Source organism: Flavobacterium sp. WC2430 (genome assembly GCF_040822075.1).
Lineage (GTDB): Bacteria > Bacteroidota > Bacteroidia > Flavobacteriales > Flavobacteriaceae > Flavobacterium.
Genome location: NZ_CP162007.1, coordinates 3,753,232 through 3,776,564 on the forward strand (window position 1 = coordinate 3,753,232; position 23,333 = coordinate 3,776,564).

At 33.3% G+C, this 23,333-nt stretch carries 16 protein-coding genes; 2 read left to right on the forward strand and 14 right to left on the reverse strand.

Annotation, left to right across the window (positions count from 1 at the left end; all coding sequences use genetic code 11):
- Positions 1 to 56: 56 nt before the first annotated feature.
- From AB3G36_RS16355 to AB3G36_RS16400, 10 genes are all read right to left on the reverse strand, one after another.
- On the reverse strand, positions 57 to 1,433 hold the full coding sequence (locus AB3G36_RS16355) for a CsgG/HfaB family protein (protein ID WP_367754546.1): 1,377 nt from the start codon (positions 1,431 to 1,433) through the stop codon (positions 57 to 59).
- Positions 1,434 to 1,437: 4 nt separating this feature from the next.
- Positions 1,438 to 1,836: a curli production assembly/transport component CsgF gene (locus AB3G36_RS16360; protein ID WP_367754548.1), complete on the reverse strand. Its 399-nt coding sequence runs from the start codon at positions 1,834 to 1,836 to the stop codon at positions 1,438 to 1,440.
- A 13-nt stretch (positions 1,837 to 1,849) separates the two neighbouring features.
- Complete coding sequence (locus AB3G36_RS16365; RefSeq protein ID WP_367757961.1) at positions 1,850 to 2,164, reverse strand: CsgE family curli-type amyloid fiber assembly protein; 315 nt, start codon at positions 2,162 to 2,164, stop codon at positions 1,850 to 1,852.
- Positions 2,165 to 2,175: 11 nt separating this feature from the next.
- Positions 2,176 to 2,574 carry a curli-like amyloid fiber formation chaperone CsgH gene (gene csgH / locus AB3G36_RS16370; RefSeq protein WP_367754550.1) on the reverse strand — a complete coding sequence of 133 codons (399 nt, stop codon included), beginning with the start codon at positions 2,572 to 2,574 and terminating at the stop codon, positions 2,176 to 2,178.
- 2 nt (positions 2,575 to 2,576) lie between these two features.
- Positions 2,577 to 3,116 carry a hypothetical protein gene (locus AB3G36_RS16375; RefSeq protein WP_367754552.1) on the reverse strand — a complete coding sequence of 180 codons (540 nt, stop codon included), beginning with the start codon at positions 3,114 to 3,116 and terminating at the stop codon, positions 2,577 to 2,579.
- 89 nt (positions 3,117 to 3,205) lie between these two features.
- On the reverse strand, positions 3,206 to 4,231 hold the full coding sequence (locus tag AB3G36_RS16380; protein WP_367754553.1) for a hypothetical protein: 1,026 nt from the start codon (positions 4,229 to 4,231) through the stop codon (positions 3,206 to 3,208).
- Positions 4,232 to 4,287: 56 nt separating this feature from the next.
- Positions 4,288 to 5,508: a hypothetical protein gene (locus tag AB3G36_RS16385; protein ID WP_367754555.1), complete on the reverse strand. Its 1,221-nt coding sequence runs from the start codon at positions 5,506 to 5,508 to the stop codon at positions 4,288 to 4,290.
- A 53-nt stretch (positions 5,509 to 5,561) separates the two neighbouring features.
- Positions 5,562 to 6,356, reverse strand: coding sequence for a hypothetical protein (locus AB3G36_RS16390; protein WP_367754557.1), 795 nt, complete (start codon positions 6,354 to 6,356; stop codon positions 5,562 to 5,564).
- Positions 6,357 to 6,671: 315 nt separating this feature from the next.
- Positions 6,672 to 7,748: a hypothetical protein gene (locus AB3G36_RS16395; RefSeq protein ID WP_367754559.1), complete on the reverse strand. Its 1,077-nt coding sequence runs from the start codon at positions 7,746 to 7,748 to the stop codon at positions 6,672 to 6,674.
- A gap of 931 nt (positions 7,749 to 8,679) precedes the next feature.
- Entirely contained in the window at positions 8,680 to 10,869 is a 2,190-nt protein-coding gene (locus AB3G36_RS16400; protein WP_367754561.1) for a glutamine synthetase III, read from the reverse strand.
- 234 nt (positions 10,870 to 11,103) lie between these two features.
- On the opposite strand from AB3G36_RS16400, the gene AB3G36_RS16405 reads away from it, so the two are divergent.
- The gene (locus AB3G36_RS16405) at positions 11,104 to 12,117 is read left to right on the forward strand and encodes a glutamine synthetase beta-grasp domain-containing protein (RefSeq protein ID WP_367754563.1); all 1,014 of its coding nucleotides are present in this window, start codon (positions 11,104 to 11,106) and stop codon (positions 12,115 to 12,117) included.
- Between the two features lie 132 nt (positions 12,118 to 12,249).
- Entirely contained in the window at positions 12,250 to 13,203 is a 954-nt protein-coding gene (locus tag AB3G36_RS16410) for a TerC family protein (protein ID WP_367754564.1), read from the forward strand.
- A 97-nt stretch (positions 13,204 to 13,300) separates the two neighbouring features.
- Here the strand turns inward: AB3G36_RS16410 and AB3G36_RS16415 are convergent, their stop codons facing one another.
- The 4 genes from AB3G36_RS16415 to AB3G36_RS16430 form a co-directional block, all read right to left on the reverse strand.
- A complete protein-coding gene (locus tag AB3G36_RS16415; protein ID WP_367754566.1) occupies positions 13,301 to 13,831 on the reverse strand; it encodes a hypothetical protein in 531 nt (176 codons plus the stop codon).
- 152 nt (positions 13,832 to 13,983) lie between these two features.
- A complete protein-coding gene (locus tag AB3G36_RS16420; RefSeq protein WP_367754568.1) occupies positions 13,984 to 14,484 on the reverse strand; it encodes a hypothetical protein in 501 nt (166 codons plus the stop codon).
- Between the two features lie 718 nt (positions 14,485 to 15,202).
- Positions 15,203 to 17,566 (reverse strand): Ig-like domain-containing protein, encoded by a 2,364-nt coding sequence (locus tag AB3G36_RS16425; protein WP_367754569.1) that lies wholly within the window; start codon positions 17,564 to 17,566, stop codon positions 15,203 to 15,205.
- A gap of 381 nt (positions 17,567 to 17,947) precedes the next feature.
- Positions 17,948 to 22,981 carry a T9SS type A sorting domain-containing protein gene (locus AB3G36_RS16430; protein ID WP_367754571.1) on the reverse strand — a complete coding sequence of 1,678 codons (5,034 nt, stop codon included), beginning with the start codon at positions 22,979 to 22,981 and terminating at the stop codon, positions 17,948 to 17,950.
- Between the last annotated feature and the right edge of the window lie 352 nt (positions 22,982 to 23,333).

Below are 23,333 nucleotides of genomic sequence, written 5' to 3' on the forward strand. Positions count from 1 at the left end.
TTTTTAATATTAGATTTTAGGTAATAGAAAATTATTTAAGATAAGAAGATCTACAATTATTTAATTTGAATTTTATCTTTTTTCTTGGCAAAGTAATAGGTCAGCCCTACCCCAAAACGGTAATAATAATCATCCCGTACTCCTCTTTTTATATAATCGATATTATCACTAAAATTCAAGTTATGTTCCCCATACATTTTTATACCAATTCTATCTGAAACTAGATATTCAAGCCCTAGCCCATATTGCACTTTTGTATGGAAATTTTCAAAATCCTTATTAAAACCAAAACCACCTCCGGCAAATACATAAGGAGAAAATTTATCTTTAGGTAGTAAAATAAATTCAGCATTAAGATCAAATGTTGCATACCATTTATCGAAACGGTCTTTATTAGCGAGATTTATAGCATTTGTAGAAGCACTCAAATTAAAACTTGGTGTTAAAAAATATTTTAAAGCCCCACGCCCCATTGGGCGCAATAATGGATTTGCATAATCTCCATCCATTAAGGTAACACCACTTCCAAACTCGATTGCAAATTTTGACCTTCTATCCGTTAATTTTCTACCATATATCGCCGTTGCATCAGCATCTTCATTTTCTTTTTGATATTTTAACATTACAGAGTCAATCTCTTCTTTAGGCACATCAGCTTCCCAAATACCATCTTTAATTCCTTCCATAACAAGTGAGGCTACTGCTTTTTCTATAGCTTCAGTAACTGCCATTTGAATGGGTTCATTTGTAGTATAGCCCGTTTCTACTTCCAATAGTCTTTTAAAATTTACATATTTAAATAAACTTTGATCAATAGCCTGCGATAAAATCGTTTTAGAAATATAAACGGATTTAAGTATCTTCCCATTTGCAGTAGAAACCATACGTAGATATATCGTAACTCTATCTTGTCGATATTTTACTGAACCACCTGTACCAAAATATCGGGCACCAAAACCACCTGTAATAATATTAGAATCATACGAAATAATTCCTCCTTCAAGTAATACCCCCGCATATAATAAAGGGGATATTTGAGGTGCTTTAGGGTCTACATTTGCAGTATATTCTTGTCTAGTGGAACGGATAAGATTTCTCTCTTGAAGTAAGTTTCCTATATTTTCACGCTCTATAGGAACAAACCATTTTGAGTCTTCTAAAGCTTTAATTAAAATTGATGTCGCTCCTTGAGTTACGGCTGTACTAAAAGTACTTCCATTTTCGGAAGCTTTATATTGTCCCGTTTGGTCTCTAAATTTATATATCCCTACTACTATAGGCTCTTTAGCTTTAGGAAGTCCTTTTAAAAGGGATGTTGCAGGAGTACTTTCGCCAATAACTGCTTTCTCAATACCTGTGGGTTGGTTATAAAAAGCACCGCAACCGATAAATAAAAAAATAATAGGAAAAATTAAATAGGATTTGAATTGCATAATATTAATTTGGGATAATAACTTGAGTTTGTTCACCTGTCGTGGTATCTAAAATATCAACAGTCAATCCTCCAGAGGAAGGATAAATCTCAACTGATAAACTACCAAAAGTGTAGCTTCCTGCCGAAAGACCTTGTGAACCAAACTGCTGGGTATATAACGATCTTGAGATTTGGTTTAATAGTTGCGAATTCAACTGATCAGCAAACTTTTCTAAATCCGTTTTAGCAGTTGTTGCTGATGATGTTTCTTTAAATTTATTTTGCGATTCAGCTGAACTAGCCAACCATTGATAATTAAATGTATCACCTCCAAAAGCTGGATTTCTTGGTTTATAAACTAAATCCTGCGCATTCATCGACATAGTCAATAAAACTATTATTAAGGAAAATAAGAACTTCATTTTTTTCATAAACTTAATATTGCGTAAAATATTTATTTTCTTTTTCTAAATTTTTTAAATAGGAATATGTAGCATAAATTGATTTTTGCACCATATTGTTTAAGTACTCTTCATCCGGTTTTGCCATAAATTCATAAATGGTTTCATTATTCATACTGATAACCAATTTAGTATTTCTTGCAAAACTTAATTCTTCACTTATTGAAACTATATTGGGTGCATTTATTTTATACTCATTGTATTTATAGTAATATAAATCGTAAAAATCTTTTCCTACTTTAGTTTTTGTTTCATCTATTACAATTCCTTTTAATTCAAAACCGTCAATTGGTAACGATTCTACTTTTTTTTTTCAGTACCAAGTACAATTCTATCCTTTCCAATTAGCTGCTTATTTTCATCGTAAAACAATAACAAAACAATAACCTCATCATCTTTACCTACATTTACTTGTGTCACTGATAATTTTTTATTTTCACTTGGTTCCAATGAAAACAACCCTTCTTGAGCATTATTAGATTGATTATTATTGATGTTGTTTTTTTTAATTACAGATAATTTATAGGACAAACTTTGAACTATTTCTGATAAATTTTCAGCTGTTCCAGTTATTTTAATACTTCCTTCAATTTCTTCCGTTTCAATTTTGGCTTTTACTACCGTATTTGAGATTTGAGAATAAGAAAGGGAAGTGACCAGTAAGACTATTACTCCTAAAAATTTCATACCTTTTTTCATAATTATTTATTATTTATAATAATTACAGCAGCACCGTTTCCAGATTGAATAACCTTCATATTCTCAGAAATTGAATTTGTACCATAATTCTGGATATTTTGATTACTACCTTGTTGAATGAGCTCCATATTTACATTATTATTTGCGTACATCGAAAGGTCTTTAATTGAATTATTTTGACCATCTTGAACTACCTTTTGCTTGATTGAGTTTACTTCTTTATCTAATTCTAATTGATTATTATCTCCATTTTGGACAATATCAACCTTAATAATCGCTCCTTTTAAGTTAAGATTAAGATTATTATAGTCCCCTATTTGTTTGATATTTAACCCCCCAGATTGAATTAAATTTTCAAAAGGTATTTCTTTTTTTGAAGTAAGATAATTTTCAGAAACAAATTGAAACGTTTTTTCTTTAGAGTCAAAAGCAGAAAACCCAGATTCATCGTGTCCTAAACTTCCCTTGTTTTCTTGACAGAATACTAAAGAGGAAGATATAATAACAAAAAACAACAACATTCTTTTAATTGAAAGTATCATAAATATTCTTTTTAATTAATACTGATGACATTGTTCTATCTAAAAACAATTCCATCAGTATACTATTAGTATCTAATTCAAAACGCTCCTTAATTTGATTGTACTACATTAGAAATATTACTACCCCCATTTTGATTAACATAACTTGTATGTAAATCTCCAGTTTGAATAGTTGCAGCAAAATTTAAATCTCCATTAAACTGGTAAATCTCTGATCTATTTGAGTCTCCATTTTGCATTGAACTTGCTTCATTTTCATCGCCATAATATTGTTGAATAAACGAATAGTTAACCGCTCCATTTTGATTAATTGCAGCTTCATTAGAATCACCATATTGATCGGTATAACTTGAATTATTATCTCCAACAACGTTAATTGAAGCATTATTAAAACCCCCATGTTGATAACTCCATGAAGTGTTACTGTTCCCGTTTTGACTTAAATCTGCATTATTTGCATTGCCATATTGAGATGTAATAGAGTAATTAAAATCTCCAATTTGATCATGCTTTGCAAAATTCGAATCCACATATTGATACGAATAGGACCTATTACTATTTCCTACTTGATTTTGTGAAGTAGAATTATTTGAACCTCCAACATCCCATGCGCCTTGCGAAGCTTCGGCAGTATTTGAGTCTCCTATTTGAGTTTGTTTAGCACTATTATTACCGCCTACAGTTGCATATTTATGCGTACTCCCATCCAACCAATCTATATAGAAATACTTATTTTGATGCACTGATGCCCTATTGCTATTTCCTTCTTGAACTTGAGAGGAAGAATTGACTGCACTTCCTTGCTCAGCATACGAATTATTAAAACTACCAGTTTGATCTTGAAGGGCTAAATGCCCAGTTCCTATTTGGTCAATTTTAGCACTATTTGAATCTCCTTTTTGATCTTGATCTGCATTGTTTAAAGTGCCTAACTGAAATACATCTCCAGCATTAGCGCTACCATTTTGCAACACATCCGAAGTATTAGACAATCCTGTTTGAAGTACTACACCATTATTTGCAACTCCTATTTGGTCCACTTTGCTTTCATTGCCTTGAGCAGTTACTATAGTTCCAATTAACAGTAAAGAGATACTTACAATTATTTTTTTCATAATTAATTCATTTTATAAAGGGATAGCAAAAAAGCTACCCCTTAATCTATTATAAATTAATTTGATTGTGTTACATTAGAGATATTACTATTCCCAATTTGACTAACTGTACTCATATGAGACATCCCTGATTGACTAGTTGTTGCTATATTTAAATCACCTAATTGCAAAATACTTGACACATTAGAATTTCCATTTTGCATTGAAGTAGCCCTATTATTATCACCAGTTTGATCCGATATTGATTCATTCGAATTTCCTACTTGACTTTCATAAGATGTATTTCTATCACCATGTTGTATAGCGATTGCAAAATTAGAATGACCCAGTTGAACTTGTGTAGCATCACCATTAGAAGCATCACCAAAAATTCCTTGACCTATACCAGCAATATTACCATTACCAGTTTGAGTTTGTCTTGCTTCATTAGATCCACCAATTGATGAATCGTTTTGATAAACAACTGCCAAGTTAGAATTACCCAATTGATATTGATCAGACCAGTTCCCATTATCCCCTTGCGTAGCAAAAGCGATATTACTTACCCCATTCTGTGTTTGAATTGCAGAATGATCAGCTCCAACTTGATAAATTACAGCTCCATTTAATGAACCTGTTTGTTTTTGTTTTGCCGTGTTATCTTCTCCATATTGATTAATTAAAGCATCATTCAAGCTTCCATTTTGATCTTGTTTTCCATAGTTATCATCTCCTGCTTGGGTAATAAAAGCTATATTTCCTGCTGAGTGATTTGGACCAGAACTTTGATCTTGATACGCTTTGTTTTTATCCCCTACTTGCACAACAGTAGCAAGATTATTATCATACAATTGTTTTTGCTCAGAAATATTTTTGTTACCAGTTTGTGTCGCTGTAGCAACATTATTTTCGGCATTTCCAGCACCTTGGCTAATAATTGCTTTATTTTTATCACCCAATTGTGTCACTGTACCTTTATTTAAATCTCCATCTTGTTTTACGTTTGATGTGTTTTTATTTCCAGTCTGTTTAACAGTAGCATCATTGCTCACACCACTAATTGGAGAAACTGACCCAAGTTGTTTTACTATTGAACTATTTTCTTGCCCAAGTTGGTTAACATCCGAAGTATTCGTTGTTCCTTTTTGCGAAACATCAGAAATATTCGACAATCCAGCTTGAACCACTAAGGCATCATTTGCTGTTCCCGTTTGATTTACTGTACTTCCATTACTCTGTGCAACAGCGACAGAACCTACTAACAGTATCGCGGAGATGCTTAAAATTACTTTTTTCATGATTTTTATTTTTTATAAAGGGATAACATTTTAATATTATCCCCTATTAAGTTTTAATTTGATTGTGTTACGTTAGAAATATTACTAGCTCCGTTTTGGTTAACATTGCTAGAATGCATATCTCCTGTTTGGGTAGTTGCAGCAAAGTTAAAATCACCTCCATATTGTCCAATATAAGATTGATTTGAATCTCCATCTTGAATTGAAAAAGCTTCATTAGAATCACTACTTTGATAAACTGTAGAGTTGTTGAAGTTTCCTGTTTGTGTAGTTTCGGCTAAATTAAAATCAGCACTAAAATATTGATCTACATGCGAATAGTTTGAATCCCCAGTTTGAATTTGCACAATCTCATTAGAATTCCCTGGACTTGAAGTACCACTACCAGAATAACTATTTTGATGTGCATAGGCGCTATTACCATTTCCTACTTGTGCAGTATTAATGATATTATCATTCCCATTTTGCCAAGAATCAGAGTAGTTACTATTCCCTTCTTGAGTTGTACGAGAAAAGTTAGTATCCCCATTAACACCTACAACAGCATTGTTTAAGTTACCTATTTGATTTGTTCCACTGTCATTTGAAGAACCCACTTGACTAATCCACGCACTGTTAGAGTCTCCTAATTGATCCATATCGGCAATGTTAGTAGCGCCTAACTGAATAACATCTCCGTTATTAGAGTTACCGTTTTGCATTACATCAGATGCATTAGACAAACCAGTTTGACTAACCATTGCATCATTAGCAGTTCCTGTTTGATTCACAGTACTCCCATTACTTTGTGCAACTGCAGCTGCACTTACGAGTAGCATCGCTGAGATGCTTAAAATTACTTTTTTCATAATAAATATATTTAATTGGTTATTAATACAAGTTATCATGTAGGTTTTAAAAATGATTTGGGAATAATTTTTAAAAAAGAAATACTATAGCATACTGCTATTTATTTATAAATAGTTGAGCATATTTTATTTAAAAAATCTGCGCTTTTTAATCAAAATATAAACTTTAAGGAAATTCAAATTAATTATTTTAAAAGAATAAATCAGTATCTTTAAGTATTATAGTAATATCAATACAATAGCTACTATTAGAATTAAAAAATTGTTCTTAAAAAGAAGGGATAGTTATATAACTATCCCTTAATTAGATTTGCATTAATTTGATTGTGTAACATTAGAAATATTACTTACACCGTTTTGATCTACATTACTATTGTGCATATCTCCTGTTTGAGAAGTTGCAGCATAATTCATATTACCACCATACTGCGATATACCTGATTGATTTGAATCTCCGTTTTGAATAGAAAAAGCTTCATTTGAATCAGTTACTTGATAAACTGTAGAATTATTGTAATTTCCATCTTGTGTCGTTTCAGCTAAATTAAAGCTAGAAGTACCTCCATATTGGTCAACATGAGTGTAATTTGAATTCCCAGTTTGAATTTGAACAATTTCATTAGAATCACCAATTTGATGTGCATAAGCAACATTACTATCTCCATGTTGAGTAGTTAAAATGCTATTATCATTCCCTATTTGCCATTCATCAGAAAAGTTACCGTTACCAAATTGTTCAGCCCATGAATAATTTCTATCACCAACTACACTAGTAGCATACGCTCCATTATTATCCCCTTGGTCTTGATTACTTCCATTACTATTCTCATTTCCTACTTGGCTAACACTAGAATAATTATTTCCACCATGTTGATACATACCAGATTGATTATCATTACCTTGCTGAGACTGTATAGTAGTACTAGTACTTGCTCCATTAGAATACCCTTGCAAACTACTTGCATTATTACGATCCCCTATTTGAGTTTGAGTAGCAACATTATTACCTCCAGCACCATATAAATCAGCAAGATATACATTTTGATGTGCTCTAGCATAATTAGAGTTCCCATCTTGCACTTGAGTTATTGAATTGCTTTCATTCGCTTGCTCTGCAAATGCATCATTAGAAACCCCAGTTTGATCTATCGACGCCATATGACTTGTTCCCAATTGATCAATTTTAGCAATGTTAGTAGCTCCTAGTTGCGCAACATTAGCATCATTACTTGCACCATTTTGTAGTACGTTAGACCCATTTGACAAACCTGTTTGAGCTACTAAGGCGTCATTTGACGTTCCCGTTTGATTCACTGTACTTCCGTTACTTTGCGCAACTGCGGCTACACCTACTAGCAGCATCGCGGAGATGCTTAAAATTACTTTTTTCATAAAAATATATTTAATTGGTTATTATACAAGTTATCAAGTAGGATTTAAAAATGATTTGGGAATAATTTTTAAAAATGAAATAGAGCTAAATTGTTAAATTTAATTTACACAAATCTAGGTCTTGAATGCTTATTAAAAAACAGGTATAAATACCCGATTCGTAAAATATTAACGTTTTACACGTTAAAGAGTTGATTTATTCGACGAACTACACTTCATAATGAATAATTTACAATAAAACCCCAATAAGTTAATATGCAAACCTATTATAATACTTACAAACTATTATTTCACATCATTTATTCACTAAATGTCTACTAATTACTATTTAATAATGAAACACATTGATGATGAAAAATTGTAAAAACAATATCCTAAATTATTGTTGCCAAATTATCTTTCTTACATTCCGCTATGCAACAGCTGAGCCGTTTATTAACAACATCTCAGAGCAACTTAAAACTAATTTTATTCAAAATACGTTCAAGTTATTATTACTTCAAGTTATTGATTAGATTTACAAAAGGATTTACGAATCATTTTTACAAAAAGGAACGCAAAATTAGTGCGCCATTTCCTCTTAGAATTTGTAAGGTATTCTTTAACAAACCGGAATCAATACTTTTTTCGTCAAACTGTAAACATACCCGACTAAATACATATTTAAATTACTATATGATAAAAATTTAGATAAAAAACACTCTAATTATTAAAAAATATCATAATAACGAACCTCAATTTCAACATTATTTTATTCCTTAAAAATTTTATCTCATCTTTTATCCTTTTTAAAAAATCCAAAAAAACAATAACCCATCATAACTTCATCTAATCAAGATTAAAACACCTTTAACCGATAATGGTATACCCCAACGCAAAAAAAAGCCTATCCAAAAGGATAGGCTTTTACTTGAAATAATAGAATTACTTATTATTTTGTAAATAACAATTCTCTGTATTTAGTTAAAGTCCAAAGTTCATTATCAACTAAAAGTTCTAGTTTATCACAATGCTCACGGATTATTTCAAAGTAAGGTTTTACTTTGTCACAATACGCTTCAGCCATTTCTTGAGCATCAGTCAATACGTTTGCTTTTTTTCTTTCGTTTGTCATAGCAAGTACTTTTGAATTGATTCCTTCAATATGTTTTGAAATTTCTTTGATAATGATAATTTGCTCTTTAGCAATTGTTTCAAAATCAGATCCAAAAATATCTTTCAATCCTTTTACATTTTCGATTAACGTATTTTGGTAACGAATTGCAGTTGGAATTACATGATTTGTTGAAATATCACCTAAAACTCTACCTTCAATTTGAATTTTCTTAGTGTACTCTTCTAATTCAATTTCGTAACGTGCTTCTACTTCGACATGGTTCATAATACCCATTTCCGAAAATAAATCTAAAGCTTGTTTTGATGCTCTAGCTTTTAATGCTTGTGGTGTTGTTTTAAAATTACTCAACCCTCTTTTTGTAGCTTCTTTTTCCCAAGCTTCACTATACCCATCCCCTTCAAAAAGGATTTTTTTAGAATGCTTGATATATTCTCTTAACACATTGAAGATAGCATCATCTTTCTTCATGTCTTTTGTTTCAATTAATGAATCAACTTCCTTTTTAAAGTCTTTTAATTGTTTTGCAACAATCGTATTTAAAGTGGTCATTGCATTTGAACAGTTTGCTGTAGAACCTACCGCTCTGAACTCAAATTTATTTCCTGTAAAAGCAAAAGGCGATGTTCTATTTCTATCGGTATTATCAAGAATTACTTCTGGAATTTTCCCCACAACATTTAATTTTAAATCTGTTTTTTCTTCAGGAGATAATTTTCCTGTAGTCACCCCTTCTAATTCAGCTAATACTTTAGTCAACTGTGCTCCAATGAAAACAGAAATAATTGCTGGTGGTGCTTCATTAGCTCCTAACCTATGGTCATTACTTGCCGTAGCAATTGCAGCTCTTAACAAAGCTTCGTGATCATTAACCGCTTTAATCGTATTTATAAAGAAAGCTAAAAACTGTAAATTGGTCATAGGGGTTTTACTAGGGCTCAATAAATTAACTCCAGTATCAGTTGCTAAAGACCAATTATTATGTTTTCCAGAACCATTAACTCCTTTAAACGGTTTTTCATGTAGCAATACTTTTAAATCATGACGTTCAGCCACTTTTTGCATTACATCCATTAATAAACAGTTGTGATCTACTGCAAGATTAGTTTCTTCAAAAATTGGAGCAAACTCAAATTGGTTTGGCGCTACCTCATTATGACGTGTTTTTACTGGTATACCCAATAACATACATTCTTGTTCTAAATCTCTCATGTACGTTAATGCACGAGTAGGAATAGAACCAAAATAATGATCATCTAGTTGTTGTCCTTTTGCAGAAGTATGACCTAGCAACGTTCTTCCTGTCATCATAAGATCTGGACGAGATTCCGCCAATGATCTATCAATTAAGAAATATTCCTGCTCCCATCCAAGTGTAGCAGTAACCTTCTTAACATTTTTATCAAAATATTTACATACATCAGTAGCCGCTTCATCAATTGCAGACAATGCTCTTAATAAAGGAATTTTATTATCTAATGCTTCTCCAGTGTAAGAAATAAATACAGTAGGAATGCACAAAGTAGTACCGTATATAAATGCAGGTGATGTAGGATCCCAAGCAGTATATCCTCTTGCCTCAAATGTATTTCTAATTCCCCCATTTGGAAAACTAGAAGCATCTGGTTCTTGTTGTACTAATTGAGCTCCACCAAATTTCTCTACTGGATCACTACCATCGTATGATGTTTCAAAAAAGGCATCATGCTTTTCAGCAGTTGCGCCTGTAAGTGGCTGAAACCAGTGTGTATAATGAGTCACTCCCTTTGCCAGAGCCCACTCTTTCATACCCATTGCTATGTAATCTGCTAATTTTCTATCTATCTTAGTTCCATGCTGAACAGCACCTTGGACACCTTTAAATGCATCCGAAGTCAAATACTGCTTCATTGCCTTATCATTAAACACATTTGAACCGAAAATAGCAGATTTTCTTCCTGATTCTTCAAATTGAACTGGTTTTCTTGTAGAAGCTTCTCTCAAAGCTTGGAAACGAATTGTTGACATAATTTTTTTTTACAAAGATAACAAATACTAAGGAAAAAACCCAGATATCAGGATGAATAAAGCTCAAAAATAACCTCTTAAATTGATAATTTAAAAATTCAACCCTATAAAAAATAGGGTTTTCGTAAAAATAATAGGAATGAATACAAAAGCCCCCCCATATTTTTAACCGAATTAAAAACATCTTTATATTTGCATGAAAATTAAAAAACAACCAAAAAAAATTATATTATTATGGCTAAAATAAAATTAGAATATATCTGGTTAGACGGATATGAACCTACACAAAATCTTAGAAGTAAAACTAAAGTTGAAATACATGAAGATTTTCAAGGTACATTAGAAGAAATAGGAAATTGGTCTTTTGATGGTTCATCTACAAGACAAGCTGAAGGAGGATCTTCTGACTGTTTATTAGTACCTGTTGCCATTTACCCTGATCCTACTCGCATAAATGGATATTTAGTAATGACTGAAGTTATGAATCCTGATGGTACAGCACACCCTTCAAATGGTAGAGCTACTATTGATGATGATGGTGATTTCTGGTTTGGATTTGAACAAGAGTATTTCATCATGGATACTAAAACTTTATTACCACTTGGATTCCCAATTGGTGGATATCCTGCTCCACAAGGAATGTACTACTGTTCAGTAGGTGGAAAAAACACTCATGGTAGAGATTTAGTTGAAGAGCATGCTGATTTATGTATTGCTGCAGGACTTAATTTTGAAGGTATCAACCAAGAAGTTGCTTGTGGACAATGGGAGTTTCAATTGTTTGCTAAAGGTGCAAAAATAGCTGGTGATGAAATCTGGATTGCTAGATACTTACTTGATCGTTTAACTGAAAAATATGGTTACTATATTGAATACCACCCAAAACCACTTGGTGACACAGACTGGAATGGTTCTGGAATGCATGCCAACTTCTCTAATGAAGTATTGAGAACTTGTGGTTCTCGCGAAACTTACGAAAAAATATGTGAAGCTTTCAGACCTGTAACTGCTGAACACATTGCAGTTTACGGAGCATATAATGACCAACGTTTAACTGGTAAGCATGAAACTGCTTCTATCCATGATTTCTCTTTCGGAATTTCTGATAGAGGAGCTTCAATCAGAATCCCATTAATCACTGTTCAAAAAGGATGGAAAGGTTGGTTAGAAGACAGAAGACCAGCTTCAAACGGAGACCCATACAAAATTGCTGCTAGAATTATTAAAACAGTTAAATCTGTTTTGTAATTTAAGTTTATAAATATAAAAGTGCCATTGCTAACAATGGCACTTTTTTTATACCCGTCAATTAATATCCTCTTACCTCAAATATTTATTGAAGTTAAAAAGTATCTTTGTAAATCTAAATGAAAACTATTTATGATTGTCTGGATTTCTTTCTTTATAATAGTGCTAGTAATTCTTATTTTAGACTTAGGTGTTTTTAATAAAACGCCACATATTATCAATACGAAAGAAGCTACTAAGTGGACATCAATTTGGGTAACCATTTCCTTTTTATTTTCAGGTGTTATCTATTGGATCTATAATAACAATTACATTTCAAACCCCGATGAACTAAAGCCAATAGGAGCAGCCATAAAATTCATAACAGGCTACTTAATTGAATTATCTTTAAGTGTAGACAACATATTTGTAATTGCCATTATCTTCTCTGCTTTCAAAATACCAAAAAAATACCAACACAGAGTTTTATTTTGGGGGATTTTGGGAGCAATTGTATTTAGAGGAATAATGATTTATTTTGGAGTTTTACTCATCAATAAATTCTCATGGACCACTTATGTTTTTGGAGCTTTCCTTTTTTACACAGCGGTCAAAATGCTTTTCACTAGTGACGAGGAACAATTTGAACCAAAGAAATCATTGGTTTTCAAAATGATAAAAAAAATCATTCCAATTACTACACATATTGATGGCGAACATTTTTTTGTAAAAAGAAAACACATTAGAGCCGCAACTCCCCTTTTTGTAGCATTAATAGTTATTGAAATAATGGATGTTGTCTTTGCCTTAGATAGTGTACCTGCAATATTAGCCATAACTAGTGATCCCTTTTTAGTATTTAGTTCTAATATTTTTGCCATCTTAGGATTGCGTTCCATGTATTTCTTTTTAGCTAACATGCTGGAAAAATTCAGTTATTTAGAATTTAGTCTTATTGCCATTTTAAGTTTTGTAGGACTTAAAATGCTCCTTCATGATTTTATAGAAATTCCTGAATGGGCTTCCTTAGCTTTTATTGCATTGGCTCTTTTCGCTGGAATTGTAATTTCATTACGAATGAGTAAAATTAATAATACTAAAGATTAATTTAATTCGCTGCGTGAAATTCAATTTATACTATTCGTTTTAACCACATAAAAAAGGGAGACTAAACAGTCTCCCTTTTTTATAAAATATATTATTTTTAGAAATTAATTTGTTGCACTTGACTTTCATTTATATTTAAAGCAGCCATAACATCAGCATAATTATTTTTGTTAATGGAAGCTGAAAAACTTCCTGGAACTATTACCACTCTAAACGTCTGATTATTTATATAAGATGGCGTTAAACTCAAATCATAGTTACCTCCTGCATAAATTGTGAAGTCTTCTTTACTAAAATCAAAATCATAATCTAGTTCTCCTTGTGGTAAAAAAAGAGTTCTTGGTATCAATTGCCAAATTGGTGTTGTAGAATCAATTGTTCCAGTCATTCTATAAATCAAAATAACATCCGAAGAATATATTTGAGGATTTAAAGCTCTATATATAGTATAGCCATCTGTAGCATTATAAGCAAAATTCACATTCTTAAGCTCAAAAACTTCAGAAATCAGACCATCTGCTCCATTTTGCCCATCCAAACCATCATAACCTGGAGGCCCCTGTGGTCCTGAACAACTTGAAATTACAATCATTCCAATAACTGCCAAAAGTGTACTTATCTTTTTCATAACTATTTTTTTTTAAGGGTTGCTTTATTAATCCTACGGCTCTTCATTGAACCAAATTTAATTTCTAAATAACTAATTTACAATTAATTATTTATTTAAAATTTTAAAAAAGGAAATCTTTCGACTTCCTTTTTATACTTTACTATTCAAAGTTAGAAGTTTATTTTCTGAATTTGACTCTCTTTTAGATTTAAAGCCGTAATAACATCCGAATAACTATTTTTGTTAATTGAAGTTGCATAATTTGCGGGTACAATCACAATTCTTAAAACTTGATTTATTCTGAATTCAGCAGTTACATTTTGTAAATTAGATCCTATCATATAAATATCAACGTCAGTATTCGTATAATCATATTTATACCCAAAATTCAAACTACCATCATTATAATAATGTGTTTCGGGCAATAATTCCCATATATCACCTTGTGAATTAGCTCCCGATAGTCGATAAACTAAAACTACATCCGAAGAATAAATTCTAGGGTTAAAAGTTACCAGTTTGCCAAAATTATTGGTTGAATTAAACGAAGTGGTTATTTCAAACACTTCACTTGTAGTCGTTGTAGGTGCTATTTCAAAACTACCTGATGTTGTACAACTTTGCAAGGTTAACAATCCTGCAATAGCTAAAAGTGTAATTATCTTTTTCATGATTTCATTTTTTTATAGATTCTTATTTACATCTATTCATGAACTGTGCCAAAAATTTATTTGGATAACAAATACAAATTTGAAATACAGATGAAAAATTAAATTTATTTATAGTAATGCTTGGCTACAGCACAGAAAACACAATTATAAAGCAACACATTTTTTTTTTCAAATTGAAAAGTTTTAGAATATTTAATCCTAAAAATGATTGCCTTTTATCCCAAAACTTAAGGAGAAACTCATAGTTGTCCTCTGCGCAAAATAAATAAACTATATGATGCTGTAGTTGCAATCATTGCTAAAGAAAAAGCTGAAATTACTACTTCAGGTAAATTATTATATATTAATCTAATGGAATAATATATTAAATGAGTTTGCAAAATACTACACTAAATTCTTACTGTTTCTAAAAGCTGAGTACCAGTTATAAAAAACCCAAAACTAGCACTTTCTACAAACATTATGATGTAAGTGAGCAGCTTCCATAGATAAATAAGTTTGATATGAATGTATCTGATCTAGCAGACCAATTGAATTCCTGATTCAAAGACAACTACTCTTTAAAAACTACTAAAACTGTAACTGATATAAAATAGATTAAATTATATATTAAGTATTTGAAATTAAAAAAGCAAACTGCTTTATAAGCCTGAATTATACAAATGCAAAAAGCATCCGTTTTGGTGGATGCTTTTTAGTAAAACTTTTACTATTTAATCTATTTGGAAGAAATTACTTTTTTAGAACTACTCTCTCTATCAGTAGTCAACTTCACAATATACACTTGTTCTTTCATTTTACTAGCATTTAAATCTAGTGTAATTTCTTTGTTCAAATAACTATTGGTGTCTTTTTTTGAAAGTACCAAAATACCTTGTGAATTGAATACTTCAATCTTCACATCCGATACGTAATCAAAATTGTATTTGATTGTTAGCTGGTCTTTAATAGGAACAGGAAAAGCCTCAAAACTTGATCTTGTAGTCACCTTGTTTGTCAATACCTCTTTTGGAACAACTGGTTCAGCTGATTTAAGAGCTGATACTACTCCACAGGTAGTTAAACCAGAACCGCAACCATTGACTGAAACAGAAACCTTATAGCCCGAACCCGCCGGTATATTACTAAATATAACGGGGGAGACTGCTGTCCCTGTGTAAGTTGTTGCTGTAGTAAGCCCTACGATACCTGCAATGGCATTTCCTTCTTTATTCAATACAGTATAAGTAGCTCCATTGATTACACCGGACAGAGTAATACTAAAAGTGGTTTGATCGCAAGTAGGAGCTGTGTATGAAACACTTGGCGGAGATGGATTTGCTATTACCGTTACTGTAGCTGTTTTTTGACAACCATTACTATCCGTATATGTGATAATAGAAGTACCTGCTGACACACCTGTTACCAAACCTGTAGTACTTACAGTAGCAACACTTGGAGTGGCGGACACCCACGCATTTGAAATAGCTGGAGTGCCAGATCCGGTTAACTGTGTTGTAAAACCTACACACATACTAAGAGTTCCTGTAATAGTGGGCAATGCATTTACCGTAACCGTAGCCGTTTTTTGACATCCATTGTTATTGGTATAAGTAATGACTGAAGAACCTGCTGACACTCCTGTAACCAAACCTGCAGCGCTAACAGTAGCTACACTTGGCGTAGCAGACATCCAAGGATTAGTTCCTGCTGCAGTACCTGACCCAGTCAACTGTGTAGTAGAACCTATACACATACTAAGAGTACCGGTTATCGTAGGTAATGCATTCACCATAATTTTAATCGATCCGGTGCAACTACCATCAGCACTACTATAATTGATAGTTTTCTCCCCAGCACCACTAGCATTAGAGGGTGTAAAATAATAGGGACCGCTACCGCTTACACCAGGCCCACTAAAAGTACCTCCGCTGGGTGTAGCCGATAAAAGATAAGCTGTAGTGTCATCTGCGCATTTTGCAGCAATGGGATCAATCTCTGTGCTACCAAAATTGAGATCCACAGGAATAGGGGTTATAAAATCTTTGAGTGCAGCAGTCGAAGCTGCAGAAGCTTTTGTTTTAACCCATAATGTTTTTATTTTTAGACCACTACAACTAGCTCCCCCTCCCCCAAGTACCTGATTTAGAAGATAAGTCACATTGACAGCTGCTTCTACAAATGCATATTGTTGGTACGTATTCGTTCCAAATGCAGAATAAGGTACATTCAATTCAGCACCCGCTCTGTTAGTTTCGGCAAATGCATTAGCGCCCAAAGCTGCCAAAGTTACCAATTCATAAGACCACTTGGTTCCACTCAGTTTCCACTGGTAAATATATACAATCGGTTTTGAACCCCCATTGGTATACTCCATGGAAATGATTATATCGTCTTTTGTTCTACCGCCACCATTTGCCTTACTCGCCAATGGAGTTCCTGTAAAAGTTCCATTATCATTTTGAACAACGGTACCTTGCAATAATTCAAAATCTATATAACTGGTTCCATTAGTAGACTGACGGTCTCCGGAAATAAAGATCCACTGGTTGTTACTAGCGTCACGAGACACATGATACAGGGCATTATCAATATCGTTTTTATCTGGTGCTGAGTTTGTAAACCATTTTAAATCTGACACATAATCGTTAAATTTACTTCCATTTGTAAAAACATCGTCATTAGAACCATAAGGCTCCTCTGTATCAACACGACCGCTTGTTTGAGCCGTAGCAGGTGCCAAAATATCACCCGCATTATCAAAGACAGAACCACCTGAACCTGAACCTGCAGCTCCAGGATACCAATCGCCCTGATTAGCGGTGAAGGGAGTGGGACTAGTTGGCGTATTAGCTCTTAACCCTCCATCAATGGCGAATCCTCCCGATGGTGGGTTTACATCGGCAAACTGCCCATAAATTTGTGAAGAAAAACCCAGGGAACTAATTAAAATCAATGTCACCAAGTTTCTAAAAGAAAGTAGAAATCCATCATAACCTGATTTTGAAATGCTATTACGTGAAGTCTTTTTTGTAAGATTTAAATTCTGAAATCTAGAATTTAAATAAGAAAAATTAGGAATCAGAAAACCTAATGTGACCATACTGTCTTTCGTTAAAAAAAAAACTATTCACTTTACGGGATAAAAATTCGAAAAAATTCGAAATTGTAAAATTTTTCATGATAATAAAGTTTTAATACCATAAATTATTTAAAAGCAGGAAACTAGTGGACTTGGGAAAGAAAAACTTGCAGAAAAACAAAACATCTTCAATAAATGGATTTATGAAGTAGTCCATCATCAAAAAGAAATTATATTGTAAAGAGCAATAATGGATTCTTTTATCTATCGAGTAGTCATTTTTATAAAACAACTTAAATTTTAAAAAAATATAAATAAACCCCGAAAGTGTACTTTCGGGGTTTAATCTTAATGATCTAATCCTTCTCTATATTTTATAGAATTAGATGGTTATTAATACTACTATTGTGAAGACATTACTTTTTTAGAGCTGCTTCCTCTATCAGTAGTCAGTTTTACAATAAAAACTTGCTCTTGACCTTTATTTATATTTAAGTCAAGTACTACGTTTTTGTTTAAAAAACTATTAGTATCTCTTTTAGAATACACTAAGTTTCCTTGTGTATTAAATACTTCAATTTTAACATCTGATTGATAATCGAAACCGTATTTAATGGTTAATTGATCTTTAAAAGGAACTGGACTAGCTGTAAAACCAGCAACTTCAGTTTGTGTAACTTTAGATGTTAAACTAAGTACTGGACAATTCAATGGCGCAACATTATAACCTACGAATATTCTACATTCATCAAAAGCATTATTAAGTAAATCTTCTAATCCTGCAATTGCTGAAAGAGAAAGACCGTTTGTTGATCCTCCACCTAATGCTTGGTTTGCTAAATCAAACAATCCTTGAACTGTAGGGTTACCTCCTAAGGCAGTAACAACATTGCTAGGAATAGTGTAATATTTATATTCATTATTCACTGTTCCGTCTAGATTACAAGTGCGTTCTTTTGCTATTTCTGATCCACAGCCTCCTTGAGGAACTGCAACAGCTAAAGTTCCTGCTTGCAAGGTAAAGTTACCAAGGTTACTATTGATTCCTATATTAAGACCTAGTGCAATGGTTTGAGCCAATAAAGTATTATTGATTCTACCATTTTTCAAGTAGCTAGAAGGCAAACTATTTATTTCATAGTTACCTGCTGATAAAACATAGCTACCTCCTCCTCCAGGCATTACAGAGATAAGAGCATTTATATCGGTCATATTATTCATAATATAAACAGAATGACCTAGTGTACCAATAGTCATTTTACCTCCATAAGAAGTCAATGCTTTAGCAATAAGCTCTTTTGTTGAGTATGAAATACCTTCGGCACATGATTTACCTCCTACATTTCCATAATATCCTTGAGTATACGTACAGATCGCTTTAACACAAATTTGAGTAGTAACCAAAGCATCATCCGTAGCTGTACAACCATTGGCTGGATCAGTAACAGTAAGTGTATAAGTACCATCAGCATCAACTATTGGGCTCGCTGTATCAGCTCCCGAAACAATATGACCTCCATTACTAGCAGTCCACAAGAATGTAGCTCCTATTGTTGTAGAAGATCCTGACAATCCTACAGTGGTGTTGCCGCACAAAATTTGAGCATCAGCACCTGCATTTGCATTTGGTAGCGCATTGTTAACCGTTACAGTAACATCATCCGTATCTGTACATCCAGATGTTGTATGTGTTTTTGTTACGGTATAAGTAGTAGTTACAGAAGGATTCACCATTGGGTTAGCATTTGTAGAAGTAAATCCTACTGGTGAAGATACCCAAGAATAAGTATATCCTGCTGCCGCTGCTTCTCCTATTAAACCACCAGATACATTAATCAAACAGTTTTTAGTGAAGTCGGCTCCTGCAACAGCTACAACTGTTGGTTTATTTACCGTCACTGTAACAGCATCTGTATCTGTACAACCAGATAAAGTATGTGTTTTTGTTACGGTATAAGTAGTAGTTACTGATGGATTCACAAATGGGTTTGCACTTGTAGAAGTAAATCCTACTGGAGAAGACACCCAAGAATAAGTATATCCTGCTACCGCTACTTCTCCTATCGAACCACCTGATACATTAATCAAACAGTTTTTAGTGAAGTCGGCTCCCGCATTCGCTGTTACATCTGGTTTATTAACCGTTACAGTAACATCATCTGTATCTGTACAACCAGATGTAGTATGTGTTTTTGTTACGGTATAAGTAGTAGTAACTGATGGATTCACCATTGGGTTAGCACTTGTAGAAGTAAATCCTACTGGTGAAGATACCCAAGAATAAGTATATCCTGCTACAGCTGCTTCTCCTATTAAACCACCTGATACATTGATTAAACAGTTTTTAGTGAAGTCGGCTCCTGCAACAGCTACAACTGTTGGTTTATTTACCGTTACAGTCACATCATCTGTATCTGTACAACCAGATAAAGTTTGTGTTTTTGTTACGGTATAAGTAGTAGTTACTGATGGATTCACAAATGGGTTTGCACTTGTAGAAGTAAATCCTACTGGTGAAGATACCCAAGAATAAGTATATCCTGCTACCGCTACTTCTCCTATTGAACCACCTGATACATTAATCAAACAGTTTTTAGTAAATTCAGCTCCCGCATTCGCTGTTACATCTGGTTTATTAACCGTTACTGTTACATCATCTGTATCTGTACAACCAGATGTAGTATGTGTTTTTGTTACGGTATAAGTAGTAGTAACTGATGGATTCACCATTGGGTTTGCACTTGTAGAAGTAAATCCTACTGGTGAAGATACCCAAGAATAAGTATATCCTGCTGCCGCTGCTTCTCCTATTAAACCACCTGATACATTGATCAAACAGTTTTTAGTGAAGTCGGCTCCTGCAACAGCTACAACTGTTGGTTTATTTACCGTCACTGTAACATCATCTGTATCTGTACAACCAGATAAAGTATGTGTTTTTGTTACGGTATAAGTAGTAGTTACTGATGGATTCACAAATGGGTTTGCACTTGTAGAAGTAAATCCTACTGGAGAAGACACCCAAGAATAAGTATATCCTGCTACCGCTACTTCTCCTATCGAACCACCTGATACATTAATCAAACAGTTTTTAGTAAAGTCGGCTCCCGCATTCGCTGTTACATCTGGTTTATTAACCGTTACTGTTACATCATCCGTAGCTGTACAACCAGATGTGGTATGTGTTTTTGTTACGGTATAAGTAGTAGTCACAGAAGGATTCACCATTGGGTTAGCACTTGTAGAAGTAAATCCTACTGGTGAAGATACCCAAGAATAAGTATATCCTGCTGCCGCTGCTTCTCCTATTAAACCACCAGATACATTAATCAAACAGTTTTTAGTGAAGTCGGCTCCTGCAACAGCTACAACTGTTGGTTTATTTACCGTTACAGTCACATCATCTGTATCTGTACAACCAGATAAAGTATGTGTTTTTGTTACGGTATAAGTAGTAGTAACTGATGGATTCACAAATGGGTTTGCACTTGTAGAAGTAAATCCTACTGGTGAAGACACCCAAGAATAAGTATATCCTGCTACCGCTACTTCTCCTATCGAACCACCTGATACATTAATCAAACAGTTTTTAGTAAAGTCGGCTCCCGCATTCGCTGTTACATCTGGTTTATTAACCGTTACTGTTACATCATCTGTATCTGTACAACCAGATGTAGTATGTGTTTTTGTTACGGTATAAGTAGTAGTTACAGAAGGATTCACCATTGGGTTAGCACTTGTAGAAGTAAATCCTACTGGTGAAGACACCCAAGAATAAGTAAATCCTGCTGCCGCAGCTTCTCCTATTGAACCTCCTGATGTATTAATCAGACAGTTTTTAGTGAAGTCATCTCCTGCCACAGCTACAACTGTTGGTTTATTCACTGTTACAATCACTTCATCAGTATCACTACAACTTGTACCTGTTTTAGTTTTAGTAACAGTATACGTAGTGTTTACTAATGGATTTGCGATTGGATTTGCAATATTTGTAGCAGATAATCCTTCAGCTGGGCTCCATGAATAGGTAAATCCAGCTTGTGGAGTTTCTCCTATTTCTTTACCATCAGGATTGCTAATACATGTTTTAGTAAAATCAGCTCCAGCAAAAGCTTTTGGAGTAAAATCCAAATCTAATTGAATAGGTCTTCCAGGGAAATCTTTTAATTCAGATTGACTTGAGTTTCCTGAACTTCTAGTTCTAATAAACAAGGTACTTATCGTAAAGCATTCACTACTTGTGGCTTTAAATACCTGAGTCAAATTTATACCCCCTTCAGCCCATTGATTTGGTGCATAAGAACCCGTAGCTCCACTTCCATAAACATCAAAAGGTACATCAGTAGTTGAAGTATTATTAGTGCAAAAAATATTTCCTTTAATTCCTGGAACTGAATAGTTAACACCATCAAAAACAACTACGTATTCAAAACCACCGCCTGCTTTTTCAGACCATTTTTGAATTACGACAGTAGCATCACCACCACCCTGAGTAAACTCAATAGTAATTAACAAATCGCCTAAGGTACGACCACCATCTGTTCCCTCAGATATAAAGCTACCACTTCCACCAGTAATTGGTGCTGTATTAATTAAGGGATTGATCACTCCGGGGTTTGGTAGTGCTCCAGTTATAGTTAAGCGTTTTTGTAAAAACTCAAAATCGATATAACTACTACCATTGGTTACTTGACGGTCACCCGCAAAAAGGCACCACAAATCTTTAGAATTTCCTGTAATAGGAAAACTAAAGCTTGTACCATTAGTACTTATTCCTCCATCCATACCATCTTTTCCATAACTAAAATGAGCACCACAATTTTGAATTTCATTTTTGTTCGGTGAAGATCCTGGCCCCCAAGTATACGTATTTGGGTTATCATTTATTTTATTGGAACTCGTGAATATCGTTGGATCATTTTGAAACGGATCCTTTAGAAAAAAGGTAACTGGAACAGGATCAATTGTTCCAGGATAAAGAAGACTTCCATCTGCAAGGTTAAGTATCCCATGGTTAGTGCCATCAATAGGATAGTATTCTTGAGGATTGGTACCTGGAATGGGTTTACCACTTAAATAATTTTTTCTATCAAACAAATCTCCAACATTTAAGTAGATGGAACTGGTACCAGTAGGTTCATGAGCCCAACCATCACCGTCAATTCCATCACCTAATAATGGATATTGTACAGGTACAACCCCTTTAATAGACTGTGCATTTGTCGTATATCCCGTCACTAAAATTGCCACTAAAATAAGTGGCATAGCAAACCACTGGCGCCAAAAGTAGGACCAGTAATCCGAAATAAAATCAATAGCTCTTCTCTCCTTAAATTTTAAAAAATTTAATTTAGAAACTGTTTTTTTCGATATAAAGAAACTCATTACTTCATTAGACAAAACATCGAAAAAATTCGAAATTGTATTCTTTTTCATAATAATAGTATTTTTATGCCATACGTTATATTAAGTAGGATATTGAAAGAATGGGGGAATCAAATGTCTAAACATCATCTTCATAGCTAATTATGAAGTGTACCATCATCCAAAGGAGTAATGTAATTCAAACATGAAATACAATCAACCTCTAGCAATATTTGCGTCACTTTTTGCAAATGACTTTTAAAGTTATGAGTAACAAATAGGTTCTATCAAATGTTTTCAAACTTGGGGAGAAAACTAGTTAAAAATCAAAATAACTTCAGAATTTATATTCTTGAAGTTTTCCATCATTTAAAGAAATTATTAAACAATAAAACAGCATCCTTTTACAAACCAAATATTTATT

Bases quoted from the DNA above. Each gene is read 5' to 3' on its own strand.
- AB3G36_RS16355 (WP_367754546.1), bottom strand. From the start codon at position 1,433: ATGCAATTCAAATCCTATTTAATTTTTCCTATTATTTTTTTATTTATC.
- AB3G36_RS16360 (WP_367754548.1), bottom strand. From the start codon at position 1,836: ATGAAGTTCTTATTTTCCTTAATAATAGTTTTATTGACTATGTCGATG.
- csgH (WP_367754550.1), bottom strand. From the start codon at position 2,574: ATGAAAAAAGGTATGAAATTTTTAGGAGTAATAGTCTTACTGGTCACT.
- AB3G36_RS16375 (WP_367754552.1), bottom strand. From the start codon at position 3,116: ATGATACTTTCAATTAAAAGAATGTTGTTGTTTTTTGTTATTATATCT.
- AB3G36_RS16380 (WP_367754553.1), bottom strand. From the start codon at position 4,231: ATGAAAAAAATAATTGTAAGTATCTCTTTACTGTTAATTGGAACTATA.
- AB3G36_RS16385 (WP_367754555.1), bottom strand. From the start codon at position 5,508: ATGAAAAAAGTAATTTTAAGCATCTCCGCGATACTGTTAGTAGGTTCT.
- AB3G36_RS16390 (WP_367754557.1), bottom strand. From the start codon at position 6,356: ATGAAAAAAGTAATTTTAAGCATCTCAGCGATGCTACTCGTAAGTGCA.
- AB3G36_RS16395 (WP_367754559.1), bottom strand. From the start codon at position 7,748: ATGAAAAAAGTAATTTTAAGCATCTCCGCGATGCTGCTAGTAGGTGTA.
- AB3G36_RS16400 (WP_367754561.1), bottom strand. From the start codon at position 10,869: ATGTCAACAATTCGTTTCCAAGCTTTGAGAGAAGCTTCTACAAGAAAA.
- AB3G36_RS16405 (WP_367754563.1), top strand. From the start codon at position 11,104: ATGGCTAAAATAAAATTAGAATATATCTGGTTAGACGGATATGAACCT.
- AB3G36_RS16410 (WP_367754564.1), top strand. From the start codon at position 12,250: ATGATTGTCTGGATTTCTTTCTTTATAATAGTGCTAGTAATTCTTATT.
- AB3G36_RS16415 (WP_367754566.1), bottom strand. From the start codon at position 13,831: ATGAAAAAGATAAGTACACTTTTGGCAGTTATTGGAATGATTGTAATT.
- AB3G36_RS16420 (WP_367754568.1), bottom strand. From the start codon at position 14,484: ATGAAAAAGATAATTACACTTTTAGCTATTGCAGGATTGTTAACCTTG.
- AB3G36_RS16425 (WP_367754569.1), bottom strand. From the start codon at position 17,566: ATGGTCACATTAGGTTTTCTGATTCCTAATTTTTCTTATTTAAATTCT.
- AB3G36_RS16430 (WP_367754571.1), bottom strand. From the start codon at position 22,981: ATGAAAAAGAATACAATTTCGAATTTTTTCGATGTTTTGTCTAATGAA.